We start from the raw sequence: 16,095 nt of genomic DNA on the forward strand, positions 1-16,095 counted from the left end.
TGTCCCTCCTTACTCTGCTCCTTCAGCTTTCCACGGTGGGCGTATGAATTTCCAGGTGGGGCTGTGCAGGGCCATGTCCATGTCCCGTGCGAAATTCAAGACCCCGGAAAAGCCGGTGTAGCGTCCGCTGTAGTCATATGAGTGAATCTGCCTTGAGGGGATTCCCATCTTCTGTGCCCAATATTTGTCCTTGATCCCCGAACAGAAGATATCGGGTTTGAGGGCTTTTACAAGGGCTTCGGTTTCATGGTGGTTGAGGTCGTCAATGACAATGGTTCCGTCCTTCATCTCGGGGAAAAGCCCTTCATAGTCCATGAGTCCGATTTTCTTTTTAAGCTCTTCAATCCTTTCCGGGCTGACAGCAGGCTCGATATTTTCATCTCGTTCGTAGTGTACATCCTCAAGCATGGAACCTAAAGCCCCTCCCTTTATCTGAGGGATAATCTGTCTGCCCTCATAGTCGTCTCTGTGGGCAAACTGGTAACCTGCAACAATTACTTTCATGCCGAGTTCTTCAAAGAGGTTAGTGTAGTGGTGACTTCTGGAACCCCCTGAATAGATGAAGGCCGTTTTTCCCTTGAGTTTCTTTCTGTACCTTTCGACTTCAGCCTCATACTTCACTTTTTCTTCGGCGATGATTTCTTCGGTTTTCCTGGTAATTTCCGGATCGTCAAAGAACTCTGCCATTTTCCGGAGAGATTTTGCAGTAGTTTTCGTGCCCACGTAGTTGACTTTCAGCCAGGGAACCCCGTATTTTTCTTCCATCATACGGTTCGTGTAGTTGATGGAACGGTGGCAGAGCAGGATGCTGAGCTTTGCTTTGTGCGCCTGTGCTAGTTTATGGAATGAACCGTCTCCGGTGAAGGTCGAGACAATCCTGTACCCTATTTTTTCAAGGATTGGCTTAATTTCCCAGAGATCTCCTCCTATGTTATATTCCCCGAAGATATTGATGTCAAAGGGCGTTGGATTTTTAAGTTCCTCAGTTCCGATCAGGTGTTCCATCAGGACATTGCTTGCAATGTGGTGGCCTGCTGACTGGCTGACTCCTCTGTACCCTTCACATCTGGAAGGGATAACCTTAATTCCATATTCTTTTTCGGCTTCCCTGGCAACGGCCTCGATGTCATCTCCGATAAGTCCTACAGGACAGGTGGCAGAGATGCTGATTGCTTTCGGTTTGAAGATCTTCATAACCTCGTCAATGGCTTTCTTGAGCTTTTTTTCTCCACCAAAGACGATGTCAGTCTCCTTCATGTCAGTGCACACGCAATAATTGCTAAAGTTATCTTCGCCTTCCTCTGCCTTTGCAAAGTTTCGCCTGGTTCCCCAGGTGAAGTATGCACAGCCAATCGGACCGTGGACAAGGTGAACCATGTCTTTGATCGGCCCCATGACCACACCTTTCGAACCCGCGAAGGCACATCCGCGGTTTGTGATAATGCCCGGGATTACTTTATCATCGGCGTCGATGTGCTGTTCGGTGGAACAATCCCTGACGACAATGTGTTTTCTCCTGTTCCTTGCAGCTTTTTCCGGGAGCACCTTCAGTATTTCATCGACAAGCTTTTGTCTATCTTCAATTTCCGAACCAATTTCCGCTCCCATTACACCAACTCCTTGTTAACGGTTGCATCTCCGCTTTCTCCAGTCCGGATGCGGAGTGCTTCACTAATGTTTGACACGAAAATTTTTCCGTCCCCAAGATGTCCTGTCTGGTTTACCTCGATGATTTTCCTGACAACTTCGTCCACACTGTTATCATCCACCACAACTGTGAACATCCTTTTTGGAATGAAATGAATGCAGGTTTCAGTTTCCTTTGCCGGGTCAGGAAGGGGGGGGTCAAATTCAAAGCAGAGCCCTTTTTGCTTTCCACGGCCCATTACCCTTCTTACGGTAAATGAGGGAAAGCCGCATTCCAACAAGGCTTCCTTGGTTTTCTGGACTTTGTTCATCCTTATTATTGCCGTAATCTCTTTCATGGGGATTTTCCTCCGAAAAACCAAGTTTAAAGTCCGGCTTTTCCCGTTCTTATGGTGTAAGCCTCTTCCACGGGGTTTACGAAGATTCTTCCGTCCCCATACTTTCCGGTTCTGGCAGATTCCATTATAGTTTGTATGACTTTGTCCTTGTGTTCGTCTTCAACTACCATCAGGAGCATGGTCTTCTGAAGTTCGTCGTAGTGGATGTCTGCAATATGGATTCCTTTTTGCTTCCCCCTTCCGAAGACTTCCATTTTTGTAAGGGAAATACAGCCCTCTTTTTCCAGGCTCTCGACAACTTTAGATTCCATACCTGGCCTGATGATTGCACGTATCATTTGCATTGTTTTCATCTCCGTACATTAGATTAAAGCTCAACAATTCCGAATTCCACCATCATGGATTCCAGCTCTTCCATGGGAATAGGGGTCGGAACAACGAATTTCGTGTTGTTCTGGACGTTGTTGGCAAGGGCAAGGTACTCCTTTGCCTGGTTACATTCAGGGTCGAAGTGAATTACGGTTTTTCTGTTGATTTCTGCCCTCTGGACAATGTTATCCCTGGGCACGAAGTGAATTAGATGGCTTCCCAGTTTCTTTGCGAAAGCATCAAGGAGTTCGCGCTCTCCATCTACATTTCTGCTGTTGCAGATGATGCCTCCCAGACGGGCTCCACCTTTGGCAAATTTGGCAATTCCTTTGCAGATGTTGTTTGCTGCATAGATGGCCATCAGTTCTCCACTGGCCACGATGTAGATTTCCTTGGCTTTTCCTTCACGGATAGGCATGGCAAAACCTCCGCATACGACGTCACCAAGCACGTCGTAGAATACATAATCAAGATCCTCGGTGTATGCACCCAGGTTTTCGAGCAGCCCGATGGCAGTAATAATTCCTCTACCTGCACATCCTACACCGGGTTCGGGTCCTCCGGACTCCACACATTTGATGCCCCCGAAGCCTGGCTGTACAACAGTCTCAAGATGGACTCCTTCGTCTCCTTCACTTCTCAGAGTATCAAGCACAGTCTTCTGGTTCAGGCCTCCAAGCAACATCCTGGTAGAGTCTGCTTTAGGGTCGCACCCTACAAGAAGAATTTTGTTCCCCATAGTCGAAAGGGCAGCAGTCAAATTTTGCGTGGTAGTGGATTTTCCAATCCCGCCCTTTCCATAGATTGCTATCTGTCTCATATTTTTCCTTCCTCCATCATTTTCTTTCATCGGCAGGAAGCCGGTAACCGTTGTACCATACAATACTATTTATAACTTTCTATAGGTTTAATATATATTTTCTCGAATTATGTTCATTTTCCTAACTTTGGGAAAGGATTAATAAGCAATTCCAGGTAAATTGCAAAGGCTAAAATGAATAACAGGAAAACCTTTCCATGATCCCTGAAGCCTCGTATGATGTAATAGTTGTGGGCGCAGGTCCTGCAGGTTCTACATCCGCCCTATATGCTGCAAAGAGCGGCGCCTCGGTCCTTCTGCTTGATAAAAAAAAAGAAATCGGAAGCCCGATTCAGTGTGCCGGTTTTCTTCCCCATGCTTCGGAAGTCCGGGCTCTTCTCCCTGATGCCAGACTGCCGGATACGCTGAAAAACTATCCTGATTTCTGCGTGCTGCAGAATATCAAAACTCAGCGCATAGTCCCTCCAAACTGCAGTGTAAAAGAGTTCGCTGTCAGGGGTACAGTCCTTGACAGGCGCAGGTATGACCAGTTCCTTGCCGAGCAGGCTGCAAAAGCAGGGGCTGAACTCATGATCAAAACCCGCGTGACGAAATTGGAGGGCACAACCGTTGAAACCTCAGGAATCTTCGGGAAACACAAAATTAAAGCAAAGGCCATTATCGGATCTGACGGCCCAAATTCCCTTGTCGCAAAATCAAAAGGTCTCAACCTTAAGCCTGAATCAAGGGAGACTTCTGTTGCTATCGAATACCAGGTCAGAAATGTGGATATTGATCCTTTTGCTCTGGAGATGTATTTCGGAAAGGATTTTGTGCCTGGCGGCTACGCATGGATTTTTCCCGAAGGCGAGAATCGGGCAAATGTCGGGATTGGAATCAGAAGTGGCATGGCTGAAAAAGGGGTTTCTGCAAAAGAGTACCTGCATCGTTTTATGCGGGATCATCCTCTTGCCGGACCCAAACTGAAAAACGGCATAATCATGAACGTTATTGCAGGCATTATCCCTGTGAACGGCGCGCCGGAGAGAACTGCAACCGAAGACTCGCTGATTGTAGGGGACGCGGCAGGTCAGATTATTGCGACAAACGGAGGTGGAATCCCTCCTGCAATGATTGCCGGAAAAGTGGCAGGAGAAACTGCAGCCGAATTTGCAGCCGGGAAATGCAAGCTTGAAGAATACGACCCTCGCTGGCGAGCTCAGTTCGGGCCGGCACTTGAAACGTCAGTGCAGGCAAGGCAGCTTATGGACGGGATCATGAAGTCCGACACTCTCATGAATGCAGCTTTCAAACTTATTTCTCCTGAGCAGATGAAGGTCATGCAATGTGGAAAACTTCCTGGTTCTGTAAAATTCGGGCTCCAGGCCCTGAACAGGGGAAAGAAATAATAAATATGGAAGAATCGGAGAAATAAACAATCTGTATAAAACAGGAACAGAAATGATCTGTATGGAAAACAGGAATAGAAACGATCTGTATGAAAAACAGGAACAGAAACGATCTGTATGGAAGACAGGAACAGAAATAATCGGTATGGGAGAATTGAATAAACCTACTTTTTTTTAATAACGGGAAAGGGGAAAATAAAAAACCGAGGATTAAAAGGCAAGGAACAAAATAAAAAAATCCCGAATTCGGGTTCCACTTTATGCTTCTTTCTCTTCCATATAGGTTTCTTCTGTCTCCTCTCCAGCTTCTCCTTCGGATACCTTTATCTTTCTCAATTCGGTTTCAGCGTCTTCTTTATTGTACCTTGCTTCCAGGTAAGCAGGCCGGATCTCAAGGGCTTTATCAAAGGAGGCAATAGCTTCTTCATACCGGTTGAGGAGAATGTATTCAAGCCCCCTGAGGTTCCAGACTCCTGCAAAATCAGGTTTCAGTTTCAGCACCTTATCAAAATACTCTATTTTCGTTTCGGGATCGGTTTCGCTGACTGCAAGCCCATACCATTCCTCTGCGGTTTTACCTTCGATTTTCTTTTTGAACAAATTATCCAGAAATCCCAATGGCATCACTTCCCATTGAATATAATGTGGGGTCTGTAGAAATAGATAATTATCCTTCTAACCAATGGAAAACGAAAATAAAACTCAGAAGATATGGTGTAAAATTAAAAATGTAAGAATATTAAAAAAATGAAAAAATTTGCCTGCTTACAGTGAAAGCAACTGTGTTTCATTAAGTAAGCTTGCAAAGTTGGAGGTTATTACCATTTTAGTAATGTTTCCTGTTGTAGTTACGTTATAGGTCACTCCGCGTTCGCTCGAATTTGCCTGGAGGGCTGTAATGTTCCGGGCCACTTCGGGTTCCACATTAAGGAAAATGGACGTATCTGTGTAACTGCCATTGTCCAGCTTTTTGAAATCCCTATAAAACTGTTCGGCTGGGATATCCGTAGCATTAGTTTTTGTTGCTACTTGCTGGAAGATTACATCCTCAGGATCCACATGGCTCAGCAAGTTATTGTATTCGGTGGTTGCAGTTGCATTTCCCTCCAGCACATCGATCGTTTTCTCAATTGTCTGGCGGGAACCGAGGATTACAGGGCTTCCGACTACATTCCATATATCCTGGGTATTATTTGTTCTTGCAAGAAGGTAGTATCCATGGTACGGGACTGCACCCCAGGGAACAAGAGTCTTCTGTTCCGGAATATGGTGGAGTTCGAACCCGTTTCCGTCGGCGTAAATTGCACCGTAGCGTTTCGTAACATCTGCACCATACAGGGACTCCATCATTTTTACATTTCCAACGGCCTGTTCCATTGGTGTTCCTGTTGCTTTATTCAAGTTCACATACGTCGCACTTATTACCCCTTCAGGAGACATATTCAGTCCGTCAGCAATGGAATTAAATTCATGGTGTATCTGTTTTCCCTGAATTTGGGAAAAGGAAATTGTGGAACTATTATTCTCAGCTTCTGCAGTGGAAACACTATCATTTTTATTTTCTGAGCCGTTCGAAAAAAATATCATACCGACTGAAAGAAGCATTGTCGCGGCCAAAAAAATAGCCAGATATTTCTGGTTTTTTGTTGCTGGATCCTTTCGTTTCATCAATGAAACCTCATAACATAATGTGGATTTTTTTAGAACATACTTTTGATACCTAAATATGTTGGCATGAAAAAGTTTTCTAATACGTTTCTCTTAAAACGTGAATCTCAGACCAGAGACGAAGTTTAAATTGGAATCTCTGGTGTTGAATAATTCCGATAGCCTGTAAATTTAGTCAATGATGAGGAAGTTTAGTCAAGGGTGAGGATTTTGAGCATGTTCGTACCTCCGGGTTTTCCTGAAGCAGGGCCCTGAGTAAAAACTACGATATCTCCGCTTTTTACAAATCCCATTTCTTTAGCTTTTTCCGTAGTTTCTTTTTCCCAGCTTTCAATTGTTTCTTTCACAATGACAGGATAAACACCATAGGATAGAGAAAGAAAGCTGCAGGTTCTTGGGACGCGGCTGAAAGCAAGGATCCAGGGTTCGGGCTTGAAGCGTGAAATTCTCCGAGAGGTTGCCCCGCTTCTTGTGGGGGTTAGTATAGCTGCAACCGGTAATTTCTGCAGGGCTTCATGCACCTGGAGGGTTATTACCTCGTCCACTGACATTTCCCTTGCCGTGATACCCTTGATCATTGTATCAAGTCCCCATTTTGTCCGGGAACGCCAGTTTTCGGTGGTTTTTGCAATTTTTGCCATCATCTCAACGGCTTCCACAGGATAATTCCCGACCGCCGTTTCTTCCGAAAGCATAACCGCATCCGTCCCATCAAGGATCGCATTGGCAACATCTGTCGCCTCTGCACGGGTAGGTCTTATGTTGTCAGTCATTGAAGCCAGCATTTGAGTGGCTGTAATTACCGGAATCCCAAGAAGTTTTGCACTCTGGATAAGTTCTTTCTGGACTGAGGGAACTTCCTCGATAGGAATTTCGACTCCCAGGTCTCCTCTGGCAACCATAAGGGCGTCGGTTTCTTCAAGAATTTCCTTAATGTTTTCTACAGCCTGCCTGCGCTCGATCTTAGCAACAATATATACGGACTTTCCTATTGATGCAGCAAAGTTCCGGACCTTACGGATGTTTTCGGCATTTTCTACAAAAGAAATACTGAAAGTGTCAATTTCTTCATTCAGGGCAAATTCAAGGATTTTTAAGTCCTTTTCTGTTACAGGATCAAGAAAAATCTTTGCTCCCGGAAGATTCAGCCCTTTGTGAGAGTAAAGCTGTCCTCCAATAAGAACCTCGCAAAGCACGTCTTTTCCCAATATTTCCAGGCAGCGCAGCTGGATATAGCCGTCGCTTAAGTAGATAAGGCTTCCAGGAGCTACACTCTCCGGAAGCTGCTTATAACTTACAGGAATGCGTTCTGCACTTCCCGGAGACTCATCAACCGTAAGGGTCACAAAGTTTCCTTTCTGAAGCATAAGCGGTTCTTTTTCCAGTTTGCCTATGCGGATTTTCGGGCCTGGCAAGTCGGCAAGAATTGCAATCGTTCTGTCAAGCTCTTCTGCAACTTTACGGACTCTCCGGATCACTTCGCTATGGCTTTCGAAGTCCCCGTGGGAAAAGTTGATCCTTGCCACATTCATGCCAGTGAGCATAAGTTTCCTGATCACTTCTTCGGAAGAAGATGAAGGGCCTATGGTACAGACGATCTTTGTCTTATGGTCCGGGATTTGCATATTTACACGGCCTCTACTGTTCAATCTCTGATCAATGCCGCCTTCATAACTGATATCAGGCCTTCGGCAATTTTTTTATTTACTCTTGTTTATTTTAATGGCTTCTTCGACGCTTGCGTCTTCAATAGTTATTGCATAGACAGCATTGCACATGCGGACAGCCTCTTCGAGAGGCCTTTGGTGGATATTTCTTCCGGTTGCATTCCCCTGTGCTCCAGAGATATGAATCTGGTCATAGAGCTTTTTCAGGAAGGCATCGGCTTCGTCACTGGTGCCACCTGCACAAACGACTTTTGAGCGCCCGGCTGCTTTGACGGCTTCCTTGAATATCTCAGCAGATTTTGCCCCTTCCTTTTTCGGGTAATTGACTTTTACAAAGTCAGTTCCCAGGCAGGCTCCTACTCCTGTCGCTCCTGCAATAAGGTGCGGGTCCTTTTCGTCTTTTACCGCAGTTCCGCGCGGGTAGATCCAGAGCACGGACATCATACCATGCTGGTGGGCGTCGTAAATTATTTGAGCAGCCTGCACAAGCATCTCTGCTTCGAACTCGCTACCGAGATAGATTGTATATCCTACGCCAAGAATATTAAGCCCGCTGTTTTCCTTAAACTCAACTACCTGCTCAACGTCATACCAGAGGTTACTGAAGGGATCAGCCTGAGCTGTCTCAACAATATTGGTTTTGGAGTTTACCTTTACAAGATAGGGCACGTCTCTGTAATCCATGCCGTAGCGGGCCATAAGCCCAAGCTGGGTTGCAAAAACCCCAATTTTTGCCTGAGATGCTATCCTGAAAAGATGTTCGGGATCAGCATCATCTTCAGGCACTCCTTCTCCATAAAAATCATCGTTTAAATGTTCTACCTTCTGGTCGCCTGCAAAGAGCATGAGCCTGCCGGTTCCCCTGGTAATTTCCATATAATTATTCACGTACGTTTCACGCATTGCTTTCGGGACATCTAGAGGTACGATTACGTCCTCTTTATTAATTGAAAACATGTGTATAAACCTCAATTTTTTGAATATAATAAATATCTGAGACCGTTTTTAAACTTGCGCGATGAGGCTGGTGCCTGATCTCAAAAGCGATCTCTGAAGAGCTAATTCGATAAGGGTTAGGTCTTCGATTTTCCACATAAACAGCCAATTTTTTTGTCTATTTGTATATATTGTTGCCCTTTTAGTACCTTCCATTACGGGTACTAAAGGGATCAGCCTCGAAAGTATCTACAAGATTAATCTCGGAGTTTACTTCCATGAGATAATGCACGTCTTTATTGTCCATGTGATATCGCGTGATTCCAACCTATGTTGCAATCCTGAAAAAATGTTCTGGATCAGAATTATTTTCAGACTCTCTTTTTCTATAAAAACTATCGTTTATATGTTCTGCCCTGATTTCTGGCAAAAAGCAGAGGCATCTCGGTTCGCCTCGTCACCTTCTTGCAATTTATCACAACCTCCATGTCTTTTTTAGTGCTGTTTCACTTATTGCTTTCATGCTCTCTAAAGGTACGATGACATTTTTTTTGTTAATTGACATCATGTGTCAACCTCTACTTCTTGGATGACAATTCTCAAACTTAATTAATATTTTTTTGAATCTTATTCTTTGGGTTCATCACTTTGTGTGGATTTTAAGTAATTTCTCGTTAAGTGATCATACCAAAAAGATAAATGTCGATATAGAATATTCTTACAATAAATATTTTAAAATATTATGTACTGTTACACTCATATTTATAAAGTGACTATTAGCTATCCACTTGAAATGACGAAAAGCTAATGATTTATGAATCTTTCTTAAATTTATTAATCCTTCGTTTTATACTCATCCTGCTTTAGAATTTGGAATTTTTAGAATTTGGAATTTTTATCTCAAATTGCAGAGTAATAACTCAAATAATTCTGAAAATCAAACCTGTATGAGTATAACTTTATACTTTTTGCGTTTAGTATTAAAGGTTTACTCAGAAATCAAATTTGTAAAAATACATTGAGACTTCTGGCTCTCTATGACCAAAAAATCGGCTCTCCGTCATTCTCTATGGATAAGATTCTTCTTAATTCCGAGTCGTGTTGGTTTTTATGAGTATATACATACAAAAAACGAAGAGCCAAAAAATTTATTCAATTAGAGGCTATGCATGTTACGAGAACTTAAAATCTAATCAATCGGCAAGTTAAATAATTAATCTAAAATTCTAAAGATTTCATACTCGGTCTTGTAGATCAGTTACCGAAAAACCATATGCAAATGATGACCCTCAAATCTGGCCAACCAGGTTAATATGTCCGTGTTATCATATTTGATCAAACTCATAACACTACCTAATACTCAACGAATTGAATAAAATAACCAGTGAACGAGTAAATAAAAATAAGTAAGAATTTTACGCCGCTTGCAGGGCTCGAACCTACGACATTCTGGTTAACAGCCAGACACTCTACCAACTGAGTTAAAGCGGCTTTCTGATAGGAAAGCTATTTTTTTTACTCTCAAATCCCTTCATGTATGCAGGAGATTATTGGATCTAAAGTTTATGGGCCTGACCGGATTTGAACCGGTGACCGCTCGGTTATGAGCCGAGCGCTCTAACCTGACTGAGCTACAGGCCCTTTTTGCTTCTATAGTACTATTAGTAGTTATTAGGATGGAACTAATAATAAAGTTTTTGCATATGTTATCTCTCTCATGGAAAGATAATTATAAAAAATTCAAAAATTTTACGCCGCTTGCAGGGCTCGAACCTACGACATTCTGGTTAACAGCCAGACACTCTACCAACTGAGTTAAAGCGGCTTATGTTATCGGATGTGCCTTTTTGCCCACCCTGTCGCGAACATTCTTAAAGCGATGATGTTATTTATATATTTCGCTTGGAACTGTTTTCACAAAGAACTATCTAAATATTTACTGAAAACCTTCTAATGCGGTTGTTTGTGTAAAGAATAATACAGCTTAATGAACGTCTATTTCTTCCAGCTCGTTCATTTTTATCCTTTCCACTCATTTGCGCTCGTTCAATAAGTATCTTTATTTAGTTCCTTTTGGATTTCCTATTTAAATAATGCTTTTACTTAATGAGCTCATCCCAAAACTAGTTTTATTTCCACATCAATAAGAGTTTTCAGAAATAATTTTCATGATCAGAAATCTTGATTGATTATTCATAATGCGAGATTAAGAGACGGGATTTCTAGTTTTGGGATGAGCTCAATATCAATATAAGTCGTGGGGGTCAGTTATTGAAGGCCGCAAACATCAGGGTGGTTTTCAAGTCTAGACAAACAACACACAAGTGCTTGTTTTGCTGGATTTAATTGATTTCTAATGGACATGACCCAATAATACCCATTAATCTAATAATCCATCATTGGTCATCGGTTAAGGAATTTTCTTGCCTGAAGGCTATCGATTTTCTGTCATAAATTGGCCTCAAATTTTAGCCTCTTTACCTAAAATCGATACCCTGTTCCAGTTCAAAGTCTATCTAAATTTTGGACACATGTTCTGGGAATAAATCCAATTTGTCATGATTCCTCACTTAACCGAAGACGCATGAATAATCCATTAATGTGACATCCATTTAACTAATATCTTTGGTGTGATGTCTGTCTAACACACGACGCCGTTCTCCATTTGTTCTGCTCTCTTATATCATTTCAGCTAGAGGAATCCTTTTACCTCCTGATCAAATATATAAATAATTGTTTTTGAGCCAAAACTTATATCCTTTCAGAAATAATATCTTTGATTAGCTTGTTGTAGATTCTGCAGCGAGGTCGGACAGGTTCAATTTTAAGCAGCATATATTCAGTTTAGCTTAAAACGCATGTATCTGATACATTTATCTGATATCCTGTCCGGGGGAATTCAGCCTATTTAATATAAAGGTCGAAAACGGAATTTAAATTGTTAACTTCAAGGGTTAGGGTCAGTCGCTTTATCTGTACTGACAGATTTTCCTTTCAGGTCCTTTGTGTGCTGTCAGGAAATCTCGTAGGTCTAGGCTTTTGGCCGCTTAAGTCTTGCAGCTTTAAAATGGAAATTTAAGGGGGTTTATTTACGAAACGGCTAGAAATATGTCCAAAATGTCATGCTAAACTGAAAGTGAGCTCAGATGGTGAGACCCAGTACTGCAACATTTGCAAGTACTGGACAAGAGTGGGTACTGCCAGGCTCGATTCAATCATGATTTACGAATGAGGAATCTGCATGGGGAGTGCAAGTGTTTCTATGTTTTGCAGTGCATGTGAAACAAAGTTGAAACGCCAGGTTTTAGGCTCTAATATCTTTTACTACTGTCGGAACTGCGGATGTGTGAGTTCGGAAGCATATTTATCAGGGGAAGTTAACGTGCTCCATGTCCAGAAACCAATATCTGCCAACGGGGTATCTTCGCCTTTAAATCTAATGAAGACACCCGAATCGCTGTAACAGGGGCTGAGCTGGAAAAAAGGAGTTTAGGGCTGAAAATTTTTGAAAAAATTAATTTTTAAGGAGCCTCAATGGCTCTGGATTTCTCTTTTTAATTTTTTGTTATCTTACTGTTTTGCTTACGATGTTTTTATCCTGTTTGTTTTCAGAAGATTTACAACAGATTTTTCCCGGAGATTGAAAATCCCATATATTTATTCAGGGATTTTTTGATTGAATCAAAAATTACTTGAAAAAAGGAAAAAAAATGCTATTTTAATGAGTTCATCCCAAAACAAATTTTTATCCTTAATTTATAAGAGTTTCAAAAATTATTTTAAGGGTCTTAAACCTTGATTGATTATTCCGAATGCAAGACTTAGATACGGAATTTCAAGTTTTGGGATTAACTCATTAAGATAAAATCATTCTTTAAAAAAAAGAAAAATAAAAACAACCTTATTTTATTAAATAAATATTAATTTTCCGCAAAAAGCAGTCAGAAAGCAGTTTTTCAATGCCCTGCTTTGAGCAATTTGCAGACTTCTTCTACTTCGGTTCTGAAATCGTCCTGGGTGATCCCATAAAGGCCTGCAAGATACATGGCACCACCTGCACCTGCACCTTCCTTGATTGTACCTGTTTCGTACCTTTGAAGTCCTTTAAGAGCGGATTTTCCAAATCCCGGGTCTGCAACGTAGACCACAGATACACCCAGAGTTCTGGTAAGTTCGGCAAAGTTTGCGGATTTATCTTCTACAACATACCGGGTAGTAGCGATTGATATTTTCTCTGTATTGAAACCCAGGTGTTTGATCAGGGCATAAACTGCTGCCATCTGAGTCCCTCCGGCAAGGACAACACTGATTTCCGTGCCCTGAAAGCCTGCAGCAAGGCCTACGACAGCAGGCATCATCGGGTCTCCCATGCAGGCAATAGCTTTCATGGGATCGTCTTTCAGGCAGCCAAAGGTAAGGCCTGATGCCCTCATACCTTCTTCTACAACCTGTTTCTTCAGTTCAAGGGGATTTTCATCTGCACTGCTGCTAACGTTTCCGTTATATCCAAGCGCCATTAAAACCCCCATTGCAGTTGTTGTGCCGCCTGGAATGCTTTCCCCGATAACTACATGGTCTACCTGGTTTCTGAGCCTTTTGGCCAGGAACTTTGCCCGCTCGTAGATTCCCTGTACATCCCCGACTGCTATCTGTTCTCTTATATCTTCTCCAGGTTTTGCTTTCAGGTCAATACAGGGAACCTCTGGAGTTATGATGAGGCCTGAATTAATGAAATGGTAGGGGACATCCGTAAGTTTCAGTGCCGAACGGGTCATAATTGCAGGAGTAGGAGTATCATAAGGAGGGGTCATTGGGAGAACTGGTACGCTGATAATATCTCCTGTTTCCATAAGTTCCGCATCTCCTGCAGGTGTATAATCCGTAAGTTCAGCCGTTTTTCCTGCGGCTGAGAGCTTCGGGATATGCGCGGTCTTAGTATTGGAAAGCACGCATAAAAACATCGGTTTTCTGGGTTTTCTGGTTACTTCCGGTTCGATCCAGGCCATATCATATCTCCTTCATGGAATAAAATGTAAGTTAATCCGGGGCTTATTTGTCTCAGGATTGGACTCTACACGACCGTCGGATTTCTTATAATTATCAAGGCTGAAATAAATGAATGCAATTCTTCCCGAAATCCAATGAGAATTCTTCAACTTACTATTTAATATTTATCCACAAACAAATATAATTTGACATTACTCAAATTAACTTTACTTTATTTATCTATCGTTTCGGACTCAGGTACTCTATCTTAACAGAGTTTCTAATAAAGATCAGTTGAGTAGATTCTCAGATATAATTTAATCTCTGATAATTTTGTTTTCAGGTTCTATCAGATTATAATATAATCTGCTTAAAATAATAACAAAAAGAGAAAAACATGAAATTGAGATTTTTCTGTGGATGTTCTCAATTTCGATATTCTGTGGTTATATAATCTTAATATGTTCTTGCAACATACACACGGGTTTCGGTTTCTCCCTGGCAGACAGGGCATTTTTCGTTCCTGTCCTTTTTCTGCTCCAGGGGAATTCCGAGGATTCCTGCACCTATCCGGTCTTCCATGATAAGCCCGCATTCTTTCTTGCCACACCAGGGAATTGTTGCAACGCCTTTCTGGATTTTTTCTTTTACTTCATCAAGTTCGGTACAGTCAAATATGTGGTTTTCCAGTTCTGTTTTCGCTTTTTGGTAAAGGTTTTCATGGATCGCTTCGAATCTTGAGCTTACTCCTGCCTCAACCGTAGGGAGTGGAATACTTTCTTTTTCCCCTGTATCTCTTCTGACAGCCACAGCAACGTTATTTCCCAGGTCTCTGGGCCCGATTTCAAGCCTAAGGGGCACTCCTTTCATTTCCCATTTGTAGTACTTTGCTCCGGGGCGGAGGTCACTTGCATCGATTTCGACTCTCATGCCGGCTTTCTTCAGGCGTTCCCGGACATCCGTGCAGGCTGCGAGCACTTCTTCTGCTCCTTTCTTAAAGATGATAGGAATAATGACTACCTGCACAGGCGCGATCTCCGGAGGCAAAACCAGTCCTTTGTCGTCTCCGTGGATGGAAATCGTAGCTGCAATAGATCTCTCCGAAATCCCGTAACAGGTCTGGTGGGCGTATCGCTGCTCTCCGTCGGGGGCTTCGTACTTAATATCAAAGGTTTTTGCAAAATTGTCGCCAAGGTGATGGACAGTACCTATCTGAAGGGTCTTTCCGTCAGGCATAACAGCATCCAAGGCATCGGTGTAATCTGCGCCCGGGAATTTATCCCAGTCAGGTCTCCTTGAGCAGAGTACCGGAACTCCAAGTCTGCGGTATATTTCGGTATAGAGCCTGACAGCTTCCTTAACCTGAGCTTCTGCATCTTTCCAGGTGGCATGGACTGTATGGGCTTCTTTGAAGGAAGTAATTTCTCTGAGCCTTATAAGAGGACGAGTATGTTTTGTTTCATAGCGGAAAGTATTAACGATCTGATAGATTTTAATAGGAAAATCAGCATGGGATCTGACCCACATTTTGTACATAGGATAAATGGCAGTCTCACTTGTCGGGCGAAGAGCCAGAGGAATATCCAGAGGGTCTTTTCCTCCATGGGTTACCCAGTACACTTCGTTTTCAAAACCTTTGATATGCTCGGCTTCTTTCATGAACTCATTTTCGGGGATAAGCAGAGGGAAGAGAGCTTCCTGGTGTCCGCTGTTGTCAAGAATTTCCCTTATGATATTATAGGTATTTCTCCGGATTGCAAAGCCGAAGGGATACCAGACATAGAGCCCTTTTACAGGATAGCGTACATCCATTATTTCAGCCATCCACAGGAGATCGTTATACCATTCGCTGAATTCCTCTTTTGGAGGGAGTGCTGCTTCTTTTTCGCTTTCTGCCATACCTTCACCGTATTATCGCAATCTGAAATAAATCTTAAATTCTTAAGTCGATTAAATAAATTCTTAAATTGATCAAATTTTGAGAGGCACGCGCGAATTCCAGCATCACGTCTTCAGTGCCAATCATAATCTCTCTGATGAAACACACAGTTCTTTAGGCTAATTTAAAGGCCTACTCTCAGACAGGTACAACATTCTACATTCCTGTTTTTTCTCCAGAAATTCTACACAAAGACCTTCCAGGCTGCCATATTTTGAGATACATTGTCTGGACAGGAAACTGACTGCATAGCCCGCAATATGCTCGCCTTTATTGGAATAACAGTTAATAACTATATGGGAACTATGCCCCTGGAATTTTGTCAGGCTGTTGAAAA

General features: G+C 42.5%; 11 protein-coding genes and 3 tRNA genes. 1 reads left to right on the forward strand and 13 read right to left on the reverse strand.

All coding sequences use genetic code 11. The annotated features are described in order from the left end of the window. Window positions 1-9: 9 nt before the first annotated feature. From nifD to nifH, 4 genes are read right to left on the reverse strand one after another with little or no spacing between them, the layout of a single operon-like run. Window positions 10-1,608: a nitrogenase molybdenum-iron protein alpha chain gene (gene nifD / locus RG963_RS01365; RefSeq protein WP_310574482.1), complete on the reverse strand. Its 1,599-nt coding sequence runs from the start codon at window positions 1,606-1,608 to the stop codon at window positions 10-12. Next, window positions 1,608-1,985, reverse strand: a complete 378-nt coding sequence (locus RG963_RS01370) for a P-II family nitrogen regulator (RefSeq protein WP_310574483.1) — start codon at window positions 1,983-1,985, stop codon at window positions 1,608-1,610. Before RG963_RS01370 ends, nifD begins: the two co-directional genes overlap by 1 nt. 26 nt (window positions 1,986-2,011) lie before the next feature. Beyond that, window positions 2,012-2,329 (reverse strand): P-II family nitrogen regulator, encoded by a 318-nt coding sequence (locus RG963_RS01375; protein ID WP_310574484.1) that lies wholly within the window; start codon window positions 2,327-2,329, stop codon window positions 2,012-2,014. A 23-nt stretch (window positions 2,330-2,352) separates the two neighbouring features. Then, window positions 2,353-3,174 carry a nitrogenase iron protein gene (gene nifH / locus RG963_RS01380; RefSeq protein WP_310574485.1) on the reverse strand — a complete coding sequence of 274 codons (822 nt, stop codon included), beginning with the start codon at window positions 3,172-3,174 and terminating at the stop codon, window positions 2,353-2,355. A gap of 197 nt (window positions 3,175-3,371) precedes the next feature. On the opposite strand from nifH, the gene RG963_RS01385 reads away from it, so the two are divergent. Then, entirely contained in the window at window positions 3,372-4,562 is a 1,191-nt protein-coding gene (locus RG963_RS01385; RefSeq protein WP_310574486.1) for a geranylgeranyl reductase family protein, read from the forward strand. A gap of 258 nt (window positions 4,563-4,820) precedes the next feature. Here the strand turns inward: RG963_RS01385 and RG963_RS01390 are convergent, their stop codons facing one another. From RG963_RS01390 to proS, 9 genes are all read right to left on the reverse strand, one after another. Further along, window positions 4,821-5,186, reverse strand: a complete 366-nt coding sequence (locus RG963_RS01390) for a tetratricopeptide repeat protein (protein ID WP_310574487.1) — start codon at window positions 5,184-5,186, stop codon at window positions 4,821-4,823. Window positions 5,187-5,327: 141 nt separating this feature from the next. Next, a complete protein-coding gene (locus tag RG963_RS01395) occupies window positions 5,328-6,230 on the reverse strand; it encodes a hypothetical protein (protein WP_310574488.1) in 903 nt (300 codons plus the stop codon). A gap of 191 nt (window positions 6,231-6,421) precedes the next feature. Continuing rightward, the gene (gene pyk, locus RG963_RS01400) at window positions 6,422-7,855 is read right to left on the reverse strand and encodes a pyruvate kinase (protein WP_310574489.1); all 1,434 of its coding nucleotides are present in this window, start codon (window positions 7,853-7,855) and stop codon (window positions 6,422-6,424) included. A gap of 75 nt (window positions 7,856-7,930) precedes the next feature. Then, a complete protein-coding gene (locus tag RG963_RS01405) occupies window positions 7,931-8,854 on the reverse strand; it encodes a beta/alpha barrel domain-containing protein (RefSeq protein ID WP_310574490.1) in 924 nt (307 codons plus the stop codon). A gap of 1,397 nt (window positions 8,855-10,251) precedes the next feature. Next, window positions 10,252-10,324 (reverse strand) — tRNA-Asn (locus tag RG963_RS01410). A 75-nt stretch (window positions 10,325-10,399) separates the two neighbouring features. Beyond that, window positions 10,400-10,474 (reverse strand) — tRNA-Ile (locus tag RG963_RS01415). Between the two features lie 111 nt (window positions 10,475-10,585). Then, a tRNA-Asn gene (locus RG963_RS01420) sits at window positions 10,586-10,658 on the reverse strand. Window positions 10,659-12,789: 2,131 nt separating this feature from the next. Next, complete coding sequence (gene cobT / locus RG963_RS01425; RefSeq protein WP_310574491.1) at window positions 12,790-13,839, reverse strand: nicotinate mononucleotide-dependent phosphoribosyltransferase CobT; 1,050 nt, start codon at window positions 13,837-13,839, stop codon at window positions 12,790-12,792. A 436-nt stretch (window positions 13,840-14,275) separates the two neighbouring features. Continuing rightward, window positions 14,276-15,718: a proline--tRNA ligase gene (gene proS, locus RG963_RS01430; protein ID WP_310574492.1), complete on the reverse strand. Its 1,443-nt coding sequence runs from the start codon at window positions 15,716-15,718 to the stop codon at window positions 14,276-14,278. Between the last annotated feature and the right edge of the window lie 377 nt (window positions 15,719-16,095).

Origin of the sequence: Methanosarcina baikalica, from assembly GCF_031461075.1 — an archaeon.
GTDB classification, from domain to species: Archaea; Halobacteriota; Methanosarcinia; order Methanosarcinales; family Methanosarcinaceae; genus Methanosarcina; species Methanosarcina baikalica.